This window comes from Bordetella genomosp. 12 (genome assembly GCF_002261355.1).
In the GTDB taxonomy this organism is placed as follows: Bacteria; Pseudomonadota; Gammaproteobacteria; order Burkholderiales; family Burkholderiaceae_B; genus Bordetella.
In genome coordinates this window covers 308,027-323,471 of record NZ_NEVU01000003.1, presented here as the reverse complement: position 1 = coordinate 323,471, position 15,445 = coordinate 308,027, and the positions used below count along the sequence as shown (strand labels likewise).

Below are 15,445 nucleotides of genomic sequence, written 5' to 3'. Positions count from 1 at the left end.
GACAAGACAATCATGATGACCTCGAAGACCGGAGCGCCGTCGCCCCTGCGCCGCTGGAAATATCATTTGAGTGGCCTGGTGCTGATTCTGCCCTTGCTTTATCTGCCCGACTACTTCAAAGCCATGGCGATGGCGCGGGGGGCCGCCGGTTTGGGCGAGCGTGCCATCGGGCCTGTGCAAGTCGGGGGCTGGACCCTGGATTTCGCGGAGTGGGAGGCGGGTCCGCCCGAGATCGAGGCAGGCGCGGCGGTCAAGCTGCTGACCATGGCCTTGTGTCCCGGCTGTGAGCGTGAGATTCGGGCGGTGTTCATCCATACGGGGCCGCCGCGCAGCTTGCGCACCGCGGGCGCACTGTTTGCCGGCGGGCCGCATCGGGCCTTTGCCGAGGTGGAGATCCCGGCGGCCACGCTGCCGGACGGAAAGTTCTGGATCACGGTCGAGGGCTGGGATGGGCGGACGCACACCGCCACGCTGCCCATCGCATCGGCCTCGCCGCTGACGGCGCAGTGGCTTAGCGACGCGTCCAGGAGGGTGCGGTGAAGATGATCAACGTGTTGGGCGCCGGCCTGCTGGCCGGTTATAGCGCCGTGACGCAGGCACACCATCCGGTGCTGGCGTGTCAGGCGATGCCGGATGATAAGGTGCTGTGTACCGGCGGTTTCTCCGACGGCAGCAAGGCTCCTGGGGTGACGCTGGATGTCATCGCCTCAGCGGGTAATCGCATCCTTTCGGCCGGCCGGCTCGATGCCCATAGCCAGCGTGTCTTTCGGCGCCCGGACGAGAACTTCTATGTCCTGCTGGAGGTCGGGCCGGGCCACACGGCGGTCGTTGACCCAGCCGAGATCAAGCCCGCCTCGAAACGCTGATCCCCTCTCCAGGCTGCCAGGATCAAGGCGCGCCGATGCCGGCATGGCCGTCTTTGTGGATGACCTCTTTCAAAGTATCCATGAAGGATTGCGAAATCTGCGACATCGGCTCATCGCGCAGCCTGACCAGATAGGCTTTCAGGGGCGGGCTGGGCTCGATCGGGCGCGTCACGAAGCGGCTGGCAGCCCAGCTGCGCGCGGAGAATTGATCCACCAGCGCAATCCCGACGCCGGCCTGAACGAGCGCGCAGGCGTTTTGCGGCGATCCGACTTCCACCACCGGACGCAGCGCTTCGCCGCTGGCTTCAAACATCGACTGGACCATCAGGCCGAAGGGCGAGCTGCGCTCGTACGAAATGAAAGGGTAGGGCAGGAGGTCCTTGATCTGCAGAAAGGCTCTGCGCGACAGCGGATGGTTGTAGGGGCAGATGCAGACCAGGCTGGCGGTGGCCAGCTCTTCCTGCTCGAGATTGGGGTGGTTGATCGGCAGAATCGTGATCGCCAGGTCGGCGCGTCGCTTCAGCAGCCGCTCGGTCAGCGGGATATGCGTCAGGTAATGGAAGGTGAGCTTGACGCTCGGGTGCGTGTGGCGGTAGCTGGCGATGGCCGTGGGGATGAGCATTTGCCCCAGGCTGGGGCTGGCCACGATGTTGAGGATGCCCTCCTGGTGTTCGAACAGCTCGCGCGCCATGTCATTCACACGCTGGACACTGTCGTAGACGATCTCGACTTCGTGGAACAGCTTCTTGGCTTCCAGGGTCGGATGAAGCCGGCCGCGGATGCGCTGAAAGAGCGGAAACCCGATGCGCTCCTCGGTATGGGACAAGAGCCGGCTGATGGCCGGCTGCGACACATAGAGCAGTTCCGAGGCGCCTCTGATCGTGCCGGTGATCATCACGGCACGGAAGACTTCGATCTGGCGAATATTGAGTTTCATGCGGGTTCCGTGCCTGGGCGTCGGGAGGTGAGGCATTGCCCTAGGGTTAATACTTAGGCGTCGGCCACGCTCGGTACGCGGTGCTGAGCTAGCGTTTTCCCTAGGAAAACTTCGAGGTCGCCGGGCTGTTGCGGGGCGAGAGCGGAGAAGTTATTAACGTAATGTTAAGGGAGGGGGCCAAAGAATCAATAGGCATGAGGTAATGCTCGGGAAATAATTGCCCAACCTTATTTATCCGAGTCCTCGACAATGCCTGCAGCTTCCCACCCGACCTCGCGCTTTGACCTGACCATCCGCAATGGCCGTATTTCGAACGCCGACCAAACCTTCTTCGCGGATATCGGGATCAAGGACGGTGTGATCGTCGAAATCGGCGAGAACCTCGAGTCGGGGGAGCGGGACGTGGATGCGGCGGGCAAGTGGGTTTTGCCTGGCGGCATCGACAGCCATACCCATATCGAGCAGCTCTCCGGCATGGGGGTGATGTGCGCGGATGACTTCTACTCGGGCACGGTGTCGGCCGCCTTCGGCGGAACCACCACCATCATTTCCTTCGCCGCGCAGCATCGCAATGATCGCATTCCCGCCGTGCTGGAGGACTACTCGCGCCGGGCGCGCGAGAAGGCCGTGATCGACTACGGCTTTCACTTGATCCTGGCCAACCCGGACGAACAGGCCCTGCAGCACGAGCTGCCGGCCGTGATCGAAAGCGGCATTACGTCGCTGAAGGTCTACATGACCTACGACAAGCTCAAGCTGGATGATTACCAGCTGCTCGACGTGTTGGCGGTCGCGGGCGAGCATGGCGCCATGGTCATGCTGCATGCCGAGAACCACGACATGATCCGATGGGTGGCGCGCCGGCTGCTCGAACGCGGACACACGTCGCCCAAGTTCCATGCGGTCTCGCATGACCCGCTGGTCGAGTCGGAAGCCACGCACCGGGCCATCGCCCTGTCGCGCCTGATCGATGTTCCGGTGCTCATCGTCCATGTGGCGGGCACCGAGACGGTGGACATCATTCGCAAGGCTCAGCAACTGGGTGCTCAGGTCTATGCCGAGAGCTGCCCCCAATATCTGTTTCTGGAAGCGAAGGACTCGGATCTGGCGGGTCTGGAAGGCGCCAAGTTCTGCTGCAGCCCCCCGCCGGGAGACAAGGCTTCGCAAGAGGCCGTTTGGGCCGGGTTCAAGGACGGCACGCTGGCGGTCTACTCCTCTGACCATGCGCCTTATCGCTTCGACGAGTCCGGCAAATTGCCCAAGGGCGATGCCACCACCTTCAAGGAAATGGCCAACGGGGTGCCAGGCATCGAATTGCGCCTGCCGCTGCTGTTCTCGGAGGGCGTCATGAAGGGGCGTCTGAGCATCGAGGAGTTCGTGGCGCTGACGGCCACCAATCATGCCCGCATGTATGGCCTGGCGCCGCGCAAAGGCGCGATTCAGGTCGGCGCCGATGCGGACATCGTGATTTGGGACACGCAGCGCCGTACCACCGTGCACCCCGAGATTCTGCACGACGCCGTGGGCTATACGCCCTACGAAGGCCGCGAGATCCAGGGCTGGCCCGTGGAGGTCTACAGCCGCGGCCGTTGCGTGGTCAAGGACAACGCCTTGCAGGTCGAGCGCGGCAGCGGCCAGTTCATCGCCCGTTCGCGTCCGGATCCCGTCGTCAAGCGGGCCGAGCCGGCGCCGCAGCGCAAGGCGTTTGGCAACTTTATTGGATTGAAATCAGCAGCTCTCAGTAAGTAAACCACGACGCCGACCTTGGCGCGTGTCTATAAGGCAAGGGGATTGTCATGAAAGTTCTAAAGCCGTTTTTCCGCAGTTGCGTCATTTCCAGCGCAGTTCTGTTCGGTTGTTTGGGACAGGCTCTCGCGCAAAACGCCCCGCTGCGCACCGCGGTCGACTCCACGTTCGCGCCGCACGCCATGGCCAAGCTGGATGGCGGCGTCCAGGGATTCAACGTCGATCTCGGCAAAGAAATCGCCAAGCGCTTGGGGCGTGAAATCACGATCGAACCGGCCGAGTTCTCCGGCCTGGTGCCGGGGCTCAACAGCAAGCGCTACGACTTCCTGATCGCGCCGGTGACGGTTACGCCAGAGCGCGCCAAATCCCTGCTCTTTACCGAAGGCTATCTGGACACCGACTACACCTTCCTGGGCCGCAAGGATGCGCCTGCGCTCGAGAACCTCGAGCAGCTCAAGGGCAAGGTGATCGCCGTGAACAAGGGGTCGAACTATGAGTCCTGGGCCAAGGACAATGCCGCCAAGTATGGCTTCCGCTACGACGTCTACGGCGGCAATGCCGATGCCGTGCAGGCGGTGCAGGCCTCGCGCGCCGACTACAACCTGGCCGGCACGACCGTGGTGGCCTGGGCCGCCAAACAGAACCCGCGTCTGAAGACCAGCTACACCATCAAGACCGGCCTGGTGTGGGCGCTGGCCTTTCGCAAGGATGACAAGGAAGGCCGCCTGCAAGTTTCCAATGTGCTCAAGTGCATGAAGAAGGATGGCACGCTGACCAAGCTGGCCCAGCAGTGGTTCGGCTTCACGCCGGACTCGGACAACTGGGCGGTTCGCATCGCCCCAGGGACCGGTGTTCCCGATATGGATGGCTACGACGCCACGCCTGTCGAGATCAAGTGCGCCTGACCCCACCCAGACTGCGAAGCTGACGATGGAAACCGGTTCGATATTGAGCATTTCCGATCTGCGCAAACAGTATGGCGACACCGAGGTGCTCAGGGGCGTCAATCTGAACGTCCAGCGCGGCGAGCTGGTGTGCGTCATCGGCCCGTCGGGTTCGGGCAAGAGCACCATGCTGCGCTGCTGCAACCTGCTGGAGGTCCCGACATCCGGCAAGATCCTGGCCAACGGTCACGATGTCATGGATCCCAAAACCGACATCAACCGCATGCGCCAGGATGTCGGGATGGTGTTTCAGCAGTTCAATCTCTATCCGCATCTGAGTGCGATCGAGAATGTGGCACTGGCGCTGAGCAAGGTGCAAAAACGCAAGCCCGCCGAAGCACGCACCTTGGCGCTGGCAGCCCTGGAGCGCGTGGGGCTGGGCCACAAGGCGCAGTCCATGCCGTCGCAGTTGTCGGGCGGACAACAGCAGCGGGTGGGCATCGCACGCGCCATCGCCCTGCAGCCGCAGATCATTCTGTTCGATGAGCCGACCAGTGCGCTGGACCCGGAACTGGTCGAGGATGTGCTGGCCGTCATGCGCGAACTGCGCGAAAGCGGCATGACCATGCTGGTGGTCACGCACGAGATGGCCTTTGCCCATGCGGTGGCCGATCACGTCGTGTTCATGGATGGCGGCGTGGTGGTCGAGCACGGCACGGCCAAGCAGATCTTCGAGAACCCGCAACAGACGCGCACGCAGAGTTTCGTGTCGCGGTATTCGAGCAGGTTGGTCCATTGATGAGCAGCACTGGTGGTTTCTTCTTTACTTTCTTCAATGCGGAGATAGCGGCTCAGTATGCGCCGGCCTTGGGCGCGGGCGCGCTGATCACGCTGGGTACCGGCGCGGCCGTGGTCGTGACCGGCACCGTATTGGGGTTGGTGCTGGCCATTCTGCGCGCGCTGGAGCTGCGGCCGCTGACGTGGGCGATCGTGGCGTTCGCCGATATTCTGCGCTCGCTGCCGCCGCTGGTCATCCTCATCGTGCTGTATTTCGGCTTGCCGGAACTGGGCCTGCCGCTCTCGGCGTTCTTCGTGACCTGGATCTCACTGTCATTGGTGCTTGCCGCCTATGCGGAGGAAAGTATCTGGGCAGGGATCGCCGCGTTGCCGGCCGGCCAGATGGAGGCGGCGCGGTCGACCGGGCTCAGCTGGTGGAAGGCGATGCGTTGGGTGGTGCTGCCGCAGGCCGTGCGGCGCGCGGTGCCCACCCTGACCAATCGCATCATCTCGATCACCAAGAACACGGCCTTGGGTTCGGTCGTGTCGCTCAATGAGCTGCTCAATGCCGCCCAGGGCGCCAGCAGCCTGTCGGGCAACCCGACGCCGCTGATGATGGCAGCCATCCTGTACGTGATCATTTTCCTGCCACTGGTGGTGTTCTCCCGCTGGCTGGAAAAGAACTGGGTGCGAGGTTAAGAGGCCGAGATGGAAAACCTCATCTACAACTTCTTCAATTTCCAGGTCTACGCGCAGGTCTTTCCGCATTTGCTCAAGGGGCTGTGGACGACGATATGGCTGTCGGCCATCGTCATTCCCCTGGGCGCGCTGGCTGGCCTGGCCCTGGCGGTGGCGTTCACCCAGACCCAAAGCCGCTTCGTGCGCTGGGGTGTGATTGCTTATATCGATCTGTTCCGGGCGTTTCCGCCGCTGGTTCTGCTGATTCTGATCTATTTCGGCTGGCCTTTCCTGGGCATCGAGCTCGATAAGCTGACCGCTGTCGTGATCGCCTTCGTGCTGAACAACGCGAGTTATTACGCCGAGGTGTTTCGCGCCGGATTGGAGGGCGTGGCCAAGGGGCAGATGGAGGCGGCACGATCGACCGGATTGGCGCGCTGGCAGGCGCTGCTCTATGTGGTGATACCGCAAGCGCTGCGCAACGTGCTGCCCGACCTGGTCGGCAACAGCATCGAGGTGGTGAAGCTGACCACCATCGCCAGTGTGGTGGCGCTGCCCGAGTTGTTGCGCGCCGCCCGCGATGCGCAAGCCCTGGTCTACAACCCGTCGCCCATCGTCCTGGCGGCCTTGATGTACCTGGTTCTGCTTTGGCCCCTGACCCGCTGGCTGGGTCTGCTCGAACACAAGCGCAAACGATAGTCGAACGCACGGAGATCGCAGGCGCCGCCAGGCGCCTTCACGGGGAAGCTTTGCCCGCCACCGGGCCACCTCATTCACTTATTGGAGTTTTCTAACATGGCCGCACAACAGAACCGCCTCAACGAGCAAGCGCAGGGCGTCTTCATCATCGCCGCAACCCCGTTTTCTGACGATGGCGAGGTTGACCTCTACAGCGTGGACAGCCTCACCGATTTCTATCTGGAAAAAGGCGTGACCGGTTTCACCATCCTGGGCATGATGGGCGAAGCGCCTAAGCTCAGCGAGGCGGAGACCACGCTGGTGATGGAGCGCATCCTCAAGCGCGTCGCGGGCAAGGTGCCGGTGGTCGTCGGGGTGAGCAACCCGTCGAACCGCAATGTCGAGCGCCTGTCCAAGGAAGCGATGGCGCTGGGCGCGGCCGGGGTGATGGTCGCGCCGGTGGCCAATCTGAAGACCGATGATCAGGTCTACGGCTATTACGCCGGCATTGCGAATCTGCTGGGCAAGGATATCCCCATCTGCCTGCAGGATTTTCCCCAGGCAACGGGGGTATATACCTCGGTCGCGGTGATCAACCGGCTGATCGACGAATTCTCGCAAGTCGTCATGCTCAAGCATGAAGACTTCCCCGGCATGCGCAAGCTGAGCCAGGTGCGCGAGCAGAGCGAAAAGGAAGGACGCCGCCGCATCAGCATCCTGGTGGGTAATGGCGGGCTGTTCCTGCCTCAGGAAATGCTGCGCGGCGCGGATGGCGCCATGACGGGCTTTGCCTATCCGGAGATGCTGGTGCAGGTCTGCGACCTGTTCGCCAACGGCCAGCCCGAAGCGGCCGAGGATCTGTTCAATGTGTATCTGCCTTTGCTGCGCCATGAGTTTCAGTACGGCATCGGCCTGGCGCTGCGCAAGGAAACCCTGCGCCGTCGCGGCGCGATCCGCTCGGCCTTCGTGCGCAAGCCTGGCCCGGTCCTGGACAAGAATGATCACGAGGAACTCGGCCGGCTGATTCAGCGGCAAGACATTGCCCTGGGCAAATGAACGCAGAACGCGAAGGATAGGCCAGCCATGGCAAAGACACTGTACGTCATCAACCCCAACTCGAACACGGCCGTCACGGCAGGCATCGATGCCGCCATGGACGTCTTGCGGCAGAACGACGGCCCCAGGATCGAGTGCGTCACACTGGCCGAGGGCCCGCCGGGGATACAGAGCCAGCAGGACGTGGATCATGCCGCCGTGCTGGTGCGCCAGTTCGCGCAGGCACGCGCGGAGCAGGCCGCCGGTTTTGTGACGGCCTGCTTTAGCGACCCCGGCTTGCATTCGCTGCGGGAAATTCCGGGCGTGCTCTCCATGGGCATCAGCGAAGGCGCGGCCCTGACCGCGTTGACGATGGGCAATACGTTCGGCGTCATTGCCATCTTGCAGGGCTCCATTGCGCGCCATATGCGTGCCTGGGCGGCCATGGGTATTTCCTCCCGGGTCGCCGGCGAAGTCGCGATCGGGCGCACGGTCGCCGAACTCTCCGATGCCCCGGCGACGCTCGCGGCCATGATCGCCGCCGGCAAAGACCTGCGCGATCGTCTGCGGGCAGACGTGCTGGTCATGGGCTGCGCGGGCATGGCCCGCTACCGGGACGCCTTGCAGCAGGAAGTCGGTTTGCCCGTGGTCGAACCCAGCCAGGCGACCGTCGCCATGGCCCTGGGCAGAATTCGTTTGGGGTGGTGAGTATGTCGGATCCTACTCGTGCTTTGAGCACGTCCTTTTTGCAGAAACTGCACGCCATCGTCGGCGACGCCGGGCTGGTCCAGGATGAGCAGGCAAAAGCCGCCTGCGATGTGGACTGGCTGAAGAAGTGGCAGGGCGTCAGCAGCGCCGTGGTGCGGCCGGCCAACACGGCCGAGGTCGCCGCGGTGATGCGTTTGTGTCATGAGACGCGCACGCCCGTGGTCACGCAGGGCGGCAATACGGGTATGAGCGGCGGGGCCACGCCGGATGACAGCGGTGCGCAGTTGATCCTGAGCACGACGCGCCTGAAGCAGATCCGCGAGGTCGATCCGCTGAACAACACCGTCACGGTGGAGGCCGGGGTGCTCCTGGCCAATGTGCAAAGCGCCGCCGACGACGTGAATCGTTACTTTCCCCTGAGTCTGGGCTCGGAGGGCAGTTGCACGATCGGCGGCAATCTGGCGACCAACGCTGGCGGCATTGCCGTGCTGCGCTATGGCAACACCCGCGACCTGGTGCTGGGCATCGAGGTCGTCTTGCCCAACGGCGATATCTGGAATGGCCTGCGCGCCTTGCGCAAGGACAATACCGGTTACTCCTTGCGCGACCTGTTCATCGGTTCCGAAGGCACGTTGGGCGTGGTCACGGCGGCGGTGTTGAAGTTGTTCCCCAAACCCACGACACGCCTATCGGCCTGGCTCGGCTGCGACGACATGGATGCGTTGCTGGAGGTGCTGGCCCGCATGCGTAATGACTGTGGCGACAGGCTCGTGGCTTTCGAGATGCTGACCGAGGACGCGCTGGCCTTGGTGCTCGAGCATGTGACCGATGTCCGCCGGCCGCTGGCGGGCAAGCATCCTTACCATGCGCTGGTGGAGCTGGCCGACACCCGGGATGCGGAGCTGGGATCGCTGCTGGAGTCGGTGCTCGAGAAGGCCATGGAAGACGGCCTCGTTCAGGATGCGGCGATCGGCGCCAACCTCGCGCAACGGCAGGCCTTCTGGAAGGTGCGGGAAGGTATTTCCCAGGCGCAGGTACGGGCCGGCAAGGCGATCAAGCACGATATTGCCCTGCCCATCTCCAGCTTGCCGGGTTTTGTGGACCGAGCCGTGGATGCGGTCAAACAGGTCAAGCCCGATGCCCGGGTGATCAACTTCGGTCACATGGGCGATGGGAATCTGCATTTCAATGTCCTGGTGCCTCTGGACACCCCGGACGCCGAGCTGAAGTCATGGATCCATGCTCTGAACCGCGTCGTGCATGACCTGGTATCCGCCTCGAATGGCAGCATCAGCGCCGAGCATGGCGTCGGCCAACTGCGCCGCGACGAGTTGCGTCACTACAAGTCGGAGACGGAGTTCGGCTTGATGATGCTGATCAAGCAGTCCCTCGACCCGAACCAGATCATGAATCCGGGCAAGCTCATTTAGAACCTTTCTTTACCAGGTGAAATCATGGATTTAGGAATTGCTGGCAAGACCGCTCTCGTATTTGGCGCGGGCGGCGGGTTGGGTGGCGCAATTGCCGCCAGCCTTGCGGCCGAGGGCGTGCAGGTTGCGCTGGCGGACATCAACGCCGAAGCCGCCCAGGCCAATGCGCGGGCCATCACAGACAAAGGCGGCAAGGCCATCGCCCTGGCCTGGGATCTCGCGGACCTGGCCATCATCGACGAGAAGCTGGGTCAGATCCAGCGGGATCTCGGGCCGGTCGATATTCTGGTGAACAACACCGGCGGCCCGCCGCCCACGCCGGTCTCGGGTCAGCCCGCCGACGTCTGGATGAAGCACTTCCAGAGCATGGTGCTTTCGGTGGTCGCCGTCACGGACGCGGTGCTGCCCGGCATGAAGGAGCGCAAGTTCGGCCGCATCATCACCAGCACCTCTTCCGGCGTGGTGGCTCCCATCCCCAATCTGGGGCTGTCCAACGCCTTGCGCATCAGCCTGCTGGGCTGGTCCAAGACCCTGGCGCGCGAGGTCGGCGCGCACGGTATTACCGCGAACATCGTGCTGCCGGGCCGCGTTGCCACCGCGCGCACGAAGTTCCTGGACACACAGAAAGCCAAACGCGAGGAGCGGCCCGTCGAAGCCGTCTCCGCGGAAAGCGCCGCCAGTATTCCGCTTGGGCGGTATGGCGAACCGCAGGAGTACGCCGACGTCGTCAGCTTCCTGGCCAGTGCGCGGGCGTCGTATGTCACTGGTTCGGTCGTCCGCGTCGACGGCGGCCTCTTGGCCAGCGTCTGACCGGAGGAGGGCCCAGATGCAAGCGAGCACAAGCCCCTGGCGTTTGCGCACGTCCGCCGCTTCCCCTTTTGGCCGCAAGGTCTATATGGCCATCGTGGCCCAGGGATTGGAAGACCGCGTGACCGTGATCGGCGCGGATACCGCGGATCCCGGCGATGCGCTGCGGCGGCAGAATCCGCTGGGCAAGATTCCAGTACTGCTGGTCGACGGCTTGCCGCCGCTCTTCGATTCCCGGGTGATCATCGAGTTTCTCGCCGGGCAGAACGGCACTTCCACGCTGATTCCGGCCGGCGCGGAGAAGTTCATCGCGTTGCGGGATCAGGCGCTGGCCGATGGGGTGATGGATGCCTCGGTGCTGATGGTCTATGAACGCAGGTTCCGTCCCGAGGGTTTCGCCGTCGCCAGTTGGCTCGACTATCAGGCCGACAAGGTCGAGCGGGCGTTAGCTGCATTCGAGAGCGAGCCGCCCTCGCTCGCCGAGAGCGGGCCGGGTATCGGGGCCATCACGCTGGTGGCCGCCTTGCTCTATCTGGATCTGCGTTTCGAAGGGGCCTGGCGCACCCGGCATCCCGGCTTGCAGGCGTGGTTGGAGGCGTTTGCGGCCCGCTATCCGGCGGTGTATGCCGCCAAGCCTCAACTGTCCTAGGCGAGCCGATAGCGGCGGCGGGCTAAGACGGCCGCCGCCGTTGCTTCTTTATGCCGGCAGATGCGCGGCCAGGATTTTCTCCAGCGTGCGCACGAACATGCGCGCGGCGTGCGACAGCGGAGCATCCGTGGAGTGAATGGCCGAGACGCTCAGGCTGCGGGCCGGGCTGAGCACGCGGCAGTCGATGGCGGCCTTGGCTTCCTCGTCCAGGCAGAAGGGATCGACGATCGCCACGCCCAGATTCTCCCTGACCAGCTTGCAGGCGCTGAGCGCCGAACGGACTTCGACCGTCGCCTCGGGCAGGGCGCGGCCTTCGAACACGCTGTCGACGATTTCGCCCAGCGGCGTGTCATGCCCATAACCTATCCAGGGCAGGCCGGCCAGATCGTCCAGCGCGACGAATTCGCTCGGGCCCAGCCAGCCTTTGGGCGCGATGCAGACCAGGGGCGCGTCGAGGAGCCGCTGTGTCTGCACGTTGGGCGAAGCCACCGGAAACATCGACACGCCCAGATAATCCTCGCCCAGCAGGACGCGCGGCACCAGGTTGTTGTAGGTAAGCGGCTCGAAATGGATAGGCAGATTGGGGTGAGCCTGCTTGAAACGGGCAATGGCGCGCGGCACCAGATGCGCGCCGAGACTCGGGCTGCAGACGATGTTCAGGCGGCCGCTGCGGCCTTCGCTGATGGCGCGCACGATGTCGTCGACGCGTTGCACGCCGGCATAGGCGCCTTCCACTTCGCGGTAGATGCGGCGCGCCTCCGGCGTCGGGAATAGCCGGCCTTTGGCGCGATCAAACAGCGGGAAGCCCAGCCGCGTTTCCGCTGCGGCCAGCACCCGGCTGGCCGATGGCTGCGTGATGAACAGCATCTTGGCAGCCTCGGTGATGGAGCCCGTGATCATCACGGCACGAAATGTTTCTATCTGGCGCAGGCTCAGTGCGAGGGGTCTGTGCGCCGGAGCCTCGAATGTCACGCCGGTTTCCTTCGGAAAGTCATCCCAGAGCTTAGCGCATGCACCGCCTGGCCGCGAGTCTGCCGCAGGGCAGGTCCATGCATTGCGTCTATGCCTCAAGCAAGTATCGGTATTGGACCGCGCGCAGGCCGCATTGCTATCTTCACGCACTCGGCGGTTCCGGACAGCAAGGGCGGGGCCGCGCCAAGTTGCTGCAAGGGAGATCGGTGCATGGACGAACGGCCCAGACTGGGCGTGTTGGGGGGAATGGGGCCCCTGGCGACCGCGGATTTCATGAGAAAGGTGGTCGAGGCCACGCCGGCTTCCTGTGATCAGGATCACATTCCCATGATGGTGCACAGCGTGCCTCAGATACCCGACCGCAGCGCCGCTTTTCTCAGCGGCTCCGACGCGCCGTGGCCCTATCTGCGGGCCGGGCTGTCCTGCCTGGAGGCGCTGAACGTTCGCGCCATCGCCATTCCCTGCAATACCGCGCACCTCTGGTACGAACGGCTGAGCCGCACGAGTGACGTGCCCTTGCTGCACATAGGCGAGGCGGCCGCGCAGGCGGTGCTCGCGCAGGAGGGGCGCATTCGCAAGGTCGGTCTGCTGGCGACCTCGGCCACGCTCAAGGGAGAGATCTATCAGGCGCGGCTGCAGGCGAGGGGCGTGGAGGTGGTGCTGCCCGATAGCGCCGTGCAGCAAGAACTGGTGATGCCGGGCATTCAGGCGGTCAAAAGCGGCAATCTGGCCTTGGGCGCCGAGCTGCTGCAAGAGGCCTGCGCCAGGCTGCGCAAGACACGCATCGACGGTCTTTTGCTCGGATGCACCGAGCTGCCGGTCGTCATGCCCACCACCGGCCTGGAAATTCCCGTGTTCGACACGACCGATTTGTTGGCCAGGAGCTGCGTGGCCTGGTGGATGCAACAGACAACGGGCTGCTCGTTCGCGCGTGGCTAGCGCGGCGGCGGCAACCTTTATTTCTTGTGAGATGACAATGAGCGACAACAGAAAACTCGGTATTGCAGTGGCGCAAATGGGCCCGGTACATCTGGCCGACGACCGTAAAGCCGTCGTTGCCAGATTGGTGGAAATGCTCAAGGAAGCCGCTGCGCGCGGCGCCCGCCTGGTGGTGTTTCCGGAGCTGGCGCTGACGACGTTCTTTCCGCGTTACTGGATGAGCGAAGAAGAGGCCGAGGAGCGTTTCTTCGAGCACGCCATGCCCAATGCGCATGTGCAGCCGCTGTTTGATCTGGCGAAATCGCTGGGCGTGGGTTTTTATCTCGGTTACGCGGAGCGGACCGCCGGCGGCGAGCGCTTCAATACCAGCATTCTGGTCGATGCCAGCGGCAACATCGTCAGCAAATACCGCAAGATTCACCTGCCGGGGCATTCCGACCACAAGGTGGACGCGCCCTTCCAACATCTGGAGAAGAAGTTCTTCCAGGTCGGCGACGCCGGTCTGCCGGTGGTCGAGGCTTTCGATACCCGCGTCGGCATGTGTTTGTGCAATGACCGCCGTTGGCCGGAAACCTGGCGCATGATGTCGCTGCAAAGCGCCGAGGTGGGTGTCCTGGGCTACAACACGCCTTCGCTGAACATTCACTGGAACGAGCCGGTGCATCTGCGCATGTCCACCCATCTGATCAGCTTGCAGGCCAGCGCCTATCAGAATGCCATGTGGATCGCGGCGGCGGCGAAATGCGGCTCGGAGGACGGCCATCATATGATCGGCGGCTCCGTCATCGTGGCGCCCACGGGCGAGATCGCGGCGCGCACCGTGACCGAAGAGGACGAGGTCATCGTCGCCAACGCCGATCTTTCGCTGGTCGAGGGATTCCGCGAGCACGTTTTTAACTTCGCCAAGCACCGGCGGCCCGAGCATTACCACCTCATCGTCGAGCGCGTGGGGGCGGGTGAGCCGTTGCCGCTGAAGAATATTTAATAGCCTGTGATCAGGGCGGGCGGCAGTCCTTGGCCGCCCGCAAGAAGGGGAAATCAAGATGAGCCAGCAAAGCACTTCGGGCAGCCGCGCGCTGCCCGGTCTATCGAATATCGAGCCTGCCACGCAGGCAACCTCGGCCAAGAGCAGCCCGATGCGCGCGCTGATCGCGGCCGTCTCGGGTTACGCCATGGATGGCTTCGACCTGCTGATCCTGGGATTCATGCTCAATGTCATCGGCATGGAACTGGGCCTGAGCGCCACGGAGAGCGGGTCTCTGGTCACCGCGACGCTGATCGGCGGGATCTTCGGCGGGATAGGGTTCGGCATCATGAGCGATTATTACGGCCGGGTTCGTGTGCTCACGTACACGATTCTGATGTTCGCTTTCTTCACCGGCCTGTGCGCGTTCGCCGTGGGCTACTGGGATCTTCTGACCTATCGTTTCCTGGCCGGGATCGGCCTGGGCGGCGAGTTCGGCATCGGCATGGCGCTGGCCATCGAGGCCTGGCCGGCCGAGAAGCGCGGCAGGGTATCGTCATACGTGGGCATGGGATGGCAGCTCGGTGTGTTGCTGGCCGCCGTGCTGACGCCCTTGCTGCTGCCCCACATCGGGTGGCGCGGGATGTTTCTGGTCGGCCTGTTTCCCGCGGTGGGTTCGTTCATCATCCGCAAGGTCATCGGCGAGTCCGAGATATTCCTGAAGTCCACGCGCAAGAAGCGCGAGTTTCCGGTCAAGACCTTGTTCCGGGACCGCGAGACGACCAAACGCAGCATTGGCGTAATCATCCTCTGCTCGGTGCAGAACTTCGGCTACTACGGCCTTATCGTCTGGATGCCCGCCTACCTGTCCAAAATGTTTGGCTACAGTCTGGCCAAGTCTGCGGTATGGACCGGCGCCTCCATTGTCGGGATGCTCGTGGGGATCTGGATTTTCGGCCAATTGGCGGATCGGATCGGTCGCCGGCCCACTTTCATCGGTTATCAGATCGGCGCGTTGGTCATGGTCTTTGTCTACTCGACCCTGACCTCGCCGGAGGCGCTGCTGATCGGCGGCGTGGTCATGGGCGTGTTCGTCAATGGCATGATGGGCGGCTATGGCGCCTTGCTCGCAGAACTCTATCCGACTCATGCGCGGGGCACGGCGCAAAACGTCCTGTGGAGCATCGGGCGGGGCATCGGCGGCTTCAGCCCTTTGGTGATCGGCGCTCTGGCTGCGCAGTATTCCTTCGCCGTGGCCATCGGTGCGCTGGCGCTGATCTACCTGATCGACATCGTGGCGACGGTATTTCTCATCCCGGAGCTCAAGGGCGCCGAGCTGGAGTAGCCCAGGTCGCGTCAACCGGTCCGGGGCGCG

Annotated in this window: 17 protein-coding genes; 15 read left to right on the top strand and 2 right to left on the bottom strand. The window is 63.5% G+C overall.

Annotated elements, in window-relative coordinates:
- Positions 1 to 12 precede the first annotated feature (12 nt).
- Together CAL22_RS13620 and CAL22_RS13615 are read left to right on the top strand one after the other, a co-directional pair.
- Complete coding sequence (locus CAL22_RS13620; RefSeq protein ID WP_208621999.1) at positions 13 to 540, top strand: thiamine pyrophosphate-binding protein; 528 nt, start codon at positions 13 to 15, stop codon at positions 538 to 540.
- A 2-nt stretch (positions 541 to 542) separates the two neighbouring features.
- Positions 543 to 866 carry a hypothetical protein gene (locus tag CAL22_RS13615; RefSeq protein ID WP_094814134.1) on the top strand — a complete coding sequence of 108 codons (324 nt, stop codon included), beginning with the start codon at positions 543 to 545 and terminating at the stop codon, positions 864 to 866.
- Between the two features lie 22 nt (positions 867 to 888).
- On the opposite strand, the gene CAL22_RS13610 is transcribed toward CAL22_RS13615, so the two are convergent.
- Positions 889 to 1,803 carry a LysR family transcriptional regulator gene (locus tag CAL22_RS13610; RefSeq protein WP_094814132.1) on the bottom strand — a complete coding sequence of 305 codons (915 nt, stop codon included), beginning with the start codon at positions 1,801 to 1,803 and terminating at the stop codon, positions 889 to 891.
- A 249-nt stretch (positions 1,804 to 2,052) separates the two neighbouring features.
- On the opposite strand from CAL22_RS13610, the gene hydA reads away from it, so the two are divergent.
- The 10 genes from hydA (at position 2,053) to CAL22_RS13560 (ending at position 11,195) form a co-directional block, all read left to right on the top strand.
- Positions 2,053 to 3,552 (top strand): dihydropyrimidinase, encoded by a 1,500-nt coding sequence (hydA, locus tag CAL22_RS13605; protein ID WP_094814130.1) that lies wholly within the window; start codon positions 2,053 to 2,055, stop codon positions 3,550 to 3,552.
- Between the two features lie 47 nt (positions 3,553 to 3,599).
- Positions 3,600 to 4,454 (top strand): transporter substrate-binding domain-containing protein, encoded by an 855-nt coding sequence (locus CAL22_RS13600; RefSeq protein WP_094814128.1) that lies wholly within the window; start codon positions 3,600 to 3,602, stop codon positions 4,452 to 4,454.
- A 25-nt stretch (positions 4,455 to 4,479) separates the two neighbouring features.
- Entirely contained in the window at positions 4,480 to 5,232 is a 753-nt protein-coding gene (locus tag CAL22_RS13595; protein ID WP_094814126.1) for an amino acid ABC transporter ATP-binding protein, read from the top strand.
- The gene (locus tag CAL22_RS13590; RefSeq protein WP_094814124.1) at positions 5,232 to 5,909 is read left to right on the top strand and encodes an amino acid ABC transporter permease; all 678 of its coding nucleotides are present in this window, start codon (positions 5,232 to 5,234) and stop codon (positions 5,907 to 5,909) included. Before CAL22_RS13595 ends, CAL22_RS13590 begins: the two co-directional genes overlap by 1 nt.
- Before the next feature lie 9 nt (positions 5,910 to 5,918).
- Positions 5,919 to 6,587 carry an amino acid ABC transporter permease gene (locus CAL22_RS13585; RefSeq protein ID WP_094814122.1) on the top strand — a complete coding sequence of 223 codons (669 nt, stop codon included), beginning with the start codon at positions 5,919 to 5,921 and terminating at the stop codon, positions 6,585 to 6,587.
- Positions 6,588 to 6,683: 96 nt separating this feature from the next.
- A complete protein-coding gene (locus CAL22_RS13580) occupies positions 6,684 to 7,622 on the top strand; it encodes a dihydrodipicolinate synthase family protein (RefSeq protein ID WP_094814120.1) in 939 nt (312 codons plus the stop codon).
- A 27-nt stretch (positions 7,623 to 7,649) separates the two neighbouring features.
- Positions 7,650 to 8,309, top strand: a complete 660-nt coding sequence (locus CAL22_RS13575) for an aspartate/glutamate racemase family protein (protein ID WP_094814118.1) — start codon at positions 7,650 to 7,652, stop codon at positions 8,307 to 8,309.
- 2 nt (positions 8,310 to 8,311) lie between these two features.
- Positions 8,312 to 9,739: an FAD-binding oxidoreductase gene (locus CAL22_RS13570; protein ID WP_094814116.1), complete on the top strand. Its 1,428-nt coding sequence runs from the start codon at positions 8,312 to 8,314 to the stop codon at positions 9,737 to 9,739.
- A gap of 24 nt (positions 9,740 to 9,763) precedes the next feature.
- Positions 9,764 to 10,549, top strand: a complete 786-nt coding sequence (locus CAL22_RS13565) for an SDR family oxidoreductase (protein ID WP_094814114.1) — start codon at positions 9,764 to 9,766, stop codon at positions 10,547 to 10,549.
- Between the two features lie 16 nt (positions 10,550 to 10,565).
- Complete coding sequence (locus CAL22_RS13560; RefSeq protein ID WP_094814112.1) at positions 10,566 to 11,195, top strand: glutathione S-transferase family protein; 630 nt, start codon at positions 10,566 to 10,568, stop codon at positions 11,193 to 11,195.
- 48 nt (positions 11,196 to 11,243) lie between these two features.
- Here CAL22_RS13560 and CAL22_RS13555 read toward each other — a convergent pair whose 3' ends face one another.
- Positions 11,244 to 12,167, bottom strand: coding sequence for a LysR family transcriptional regulator (locus CAL22_RS13555; RefSeq protein ID WP_143276973.1), 924 nt, complete (start codon positions 12,165 to 12,167; stop codon positions 11,244 to 11,246).
- A 210-nt stretch (positions 12,168 to 12,377) separates the two neighbouring features.
- On the opposite strand from CAL22_RS13555, the gene CAL22_RS13550 reads away from it, so the two are divergent.
- From CAL22_RS13550 to CAL22_RS13540, 3 genes are read left to right on the top strand one after another with little or no spacing between them, the layout of a single operon-like run.
- Positions 12,378 to 13,106, top strand: a complete 729-nt coding sequence (locus CAL22_RS13550; RefSeq protein WP_167383641.1) for an aspartate/glutamate racemase family protein — start codon at positions 12,378 to 12,380, stop codon at positions 13,104 to 13,106.
- 37 nt (positions 13,107 to 13,143) lie between these two features.
- Positions 13,144 to 14,091: an N-carbamoyl-D-amino-acid hydrolase gene (locus CAL22_RS13545; protein WP_094814106.1), complete on the top strand. Its 948-nt coding sequence runs from the start codon at positions 13,144 to 13,146 to the stop codon at positions 14,089 to 14,091.
- A 58-nt stretch (positions 14,092 to 14,149) separates the two neighbouring features.
- Positions 14,150 to 15,415, top strand: a complete 1,266-nt coding sequence (locus CAL22_RS13540) for an MFS transporter (RefSeq protein ID WP_432264302.1) — start codon at positions 14,150 to 14,152, stop codon at positions 15,413 to 15,415.
- Positions 15,416 to 15,445 lie beyond the last annotated feature (30 nt).

Coding starts and splice junctions, on each gene's coding strand:
- CAL22_RS13575 (WP_094814118.1), top strand. CDS start 7,650: ATGGCAAAGACACTGTACGTCATCAACCCCAACTCGAACACGGCCGTC.
- CAL22_RS13545 (WP_094814106.1), top strand. CDS start 13,144: ATGAGCGACAACAGAAAACTCGGTATTGCAGTGGCGCAAATGGGCCCG.
- CAL22_RS13615 (WP_094814134.1), top strand. CDS start 543: ATGATCAACGTGTTGGGCGCCGGCCTGCTGGCCGGTTATAGCGCCGTG.
- CAL22_RS13560 (WP_094814112.1), top strand. CDS start 10,566: ATGCAAGCGAGCACAAGCCCCTGGCGTTTGCGCACGTCCGCCGCTTCC.
- CAL22_RS13610 (WP_094814132.1), bottom strand. CDS start 1,803: ATGAAACTCAATATTCGCCAGATCGAAGTCTTCCGTGCCGTGATGATC.
- CAL22_RS13590 (WP_094814124.1), top strand. CDS start 5,232: ATGAGCAGCACTGGTGGTTTCTTCTTTACTTTCTTCAATGCGGAGATA.
- CAL22_RS13550 (WP_167383641.1), top strand. CDS start 12,378: ATGGACGAACGGCCCAGACTGGGCGTGTTGGGGGGAATGGGGCCCCTG.
- CAL22_RS13620 (WP_208621999.1), top strand. CDS start 13: ATGATGACCTCGAAGACCGGAGCGCCGTCGCCCCTGCGCCGCTGGAAA.
- hydA (WP_094814130.1), top strand. CDS start 2,053: ATGCCTGCAGCTTCCCACCCGACCTCGCGCTTTGACCTGACCATCCGC.
- CAL22_RS13540 (WP_432264302.1), top strand. CDS start 14,150: ATGAGCCAGCAAAGCACTTCGGGCAGCCGCGCGCTGCCCGGTCTATCG.
- CAL22_RS13600 (WP_094814128.1), top strand. CDS start 3,600: ATGAAAGTTCTAAAGCCGTTTTTCCGCAGTTGCGTCATTTCCAGCGCA.
- CAL22_RS13585 (WP_094814122.1), top strand. CDS start 5,919: ATGGAAAACCTCATCTACAACTTCTTCAATTTCCAGGTCTACGCGCAG.
- CAL22_RS13580 (WP_094814120.1), top strand. CDS start 6,684: ATGGCCGCACAACAGAACCGCCTCAACGAGCAAGCGCAGGGCGTCTTC.
- CAL22_RS13595 (WP_094814126.1), top strand. CDS start 4,480: ATGGAAACCGGTTCGATATTGAGCATTTCCGATCTGCGCAAACAGTAT.
- CAL22_RS13565 (WP_094814114.1), top strand. CDS start 9,764: ATGGATTTAGGAATTGCTGGCAAGACCGCTCTCGTATTTGGCGCGGGC.
- CAL22_RS13570 (WP_094814116.1), top strand. CDS start 8,312: ATGTCGGATCCTACTCGTGCTTTGAGCACGTCCTTTTTGCAGAAACTG.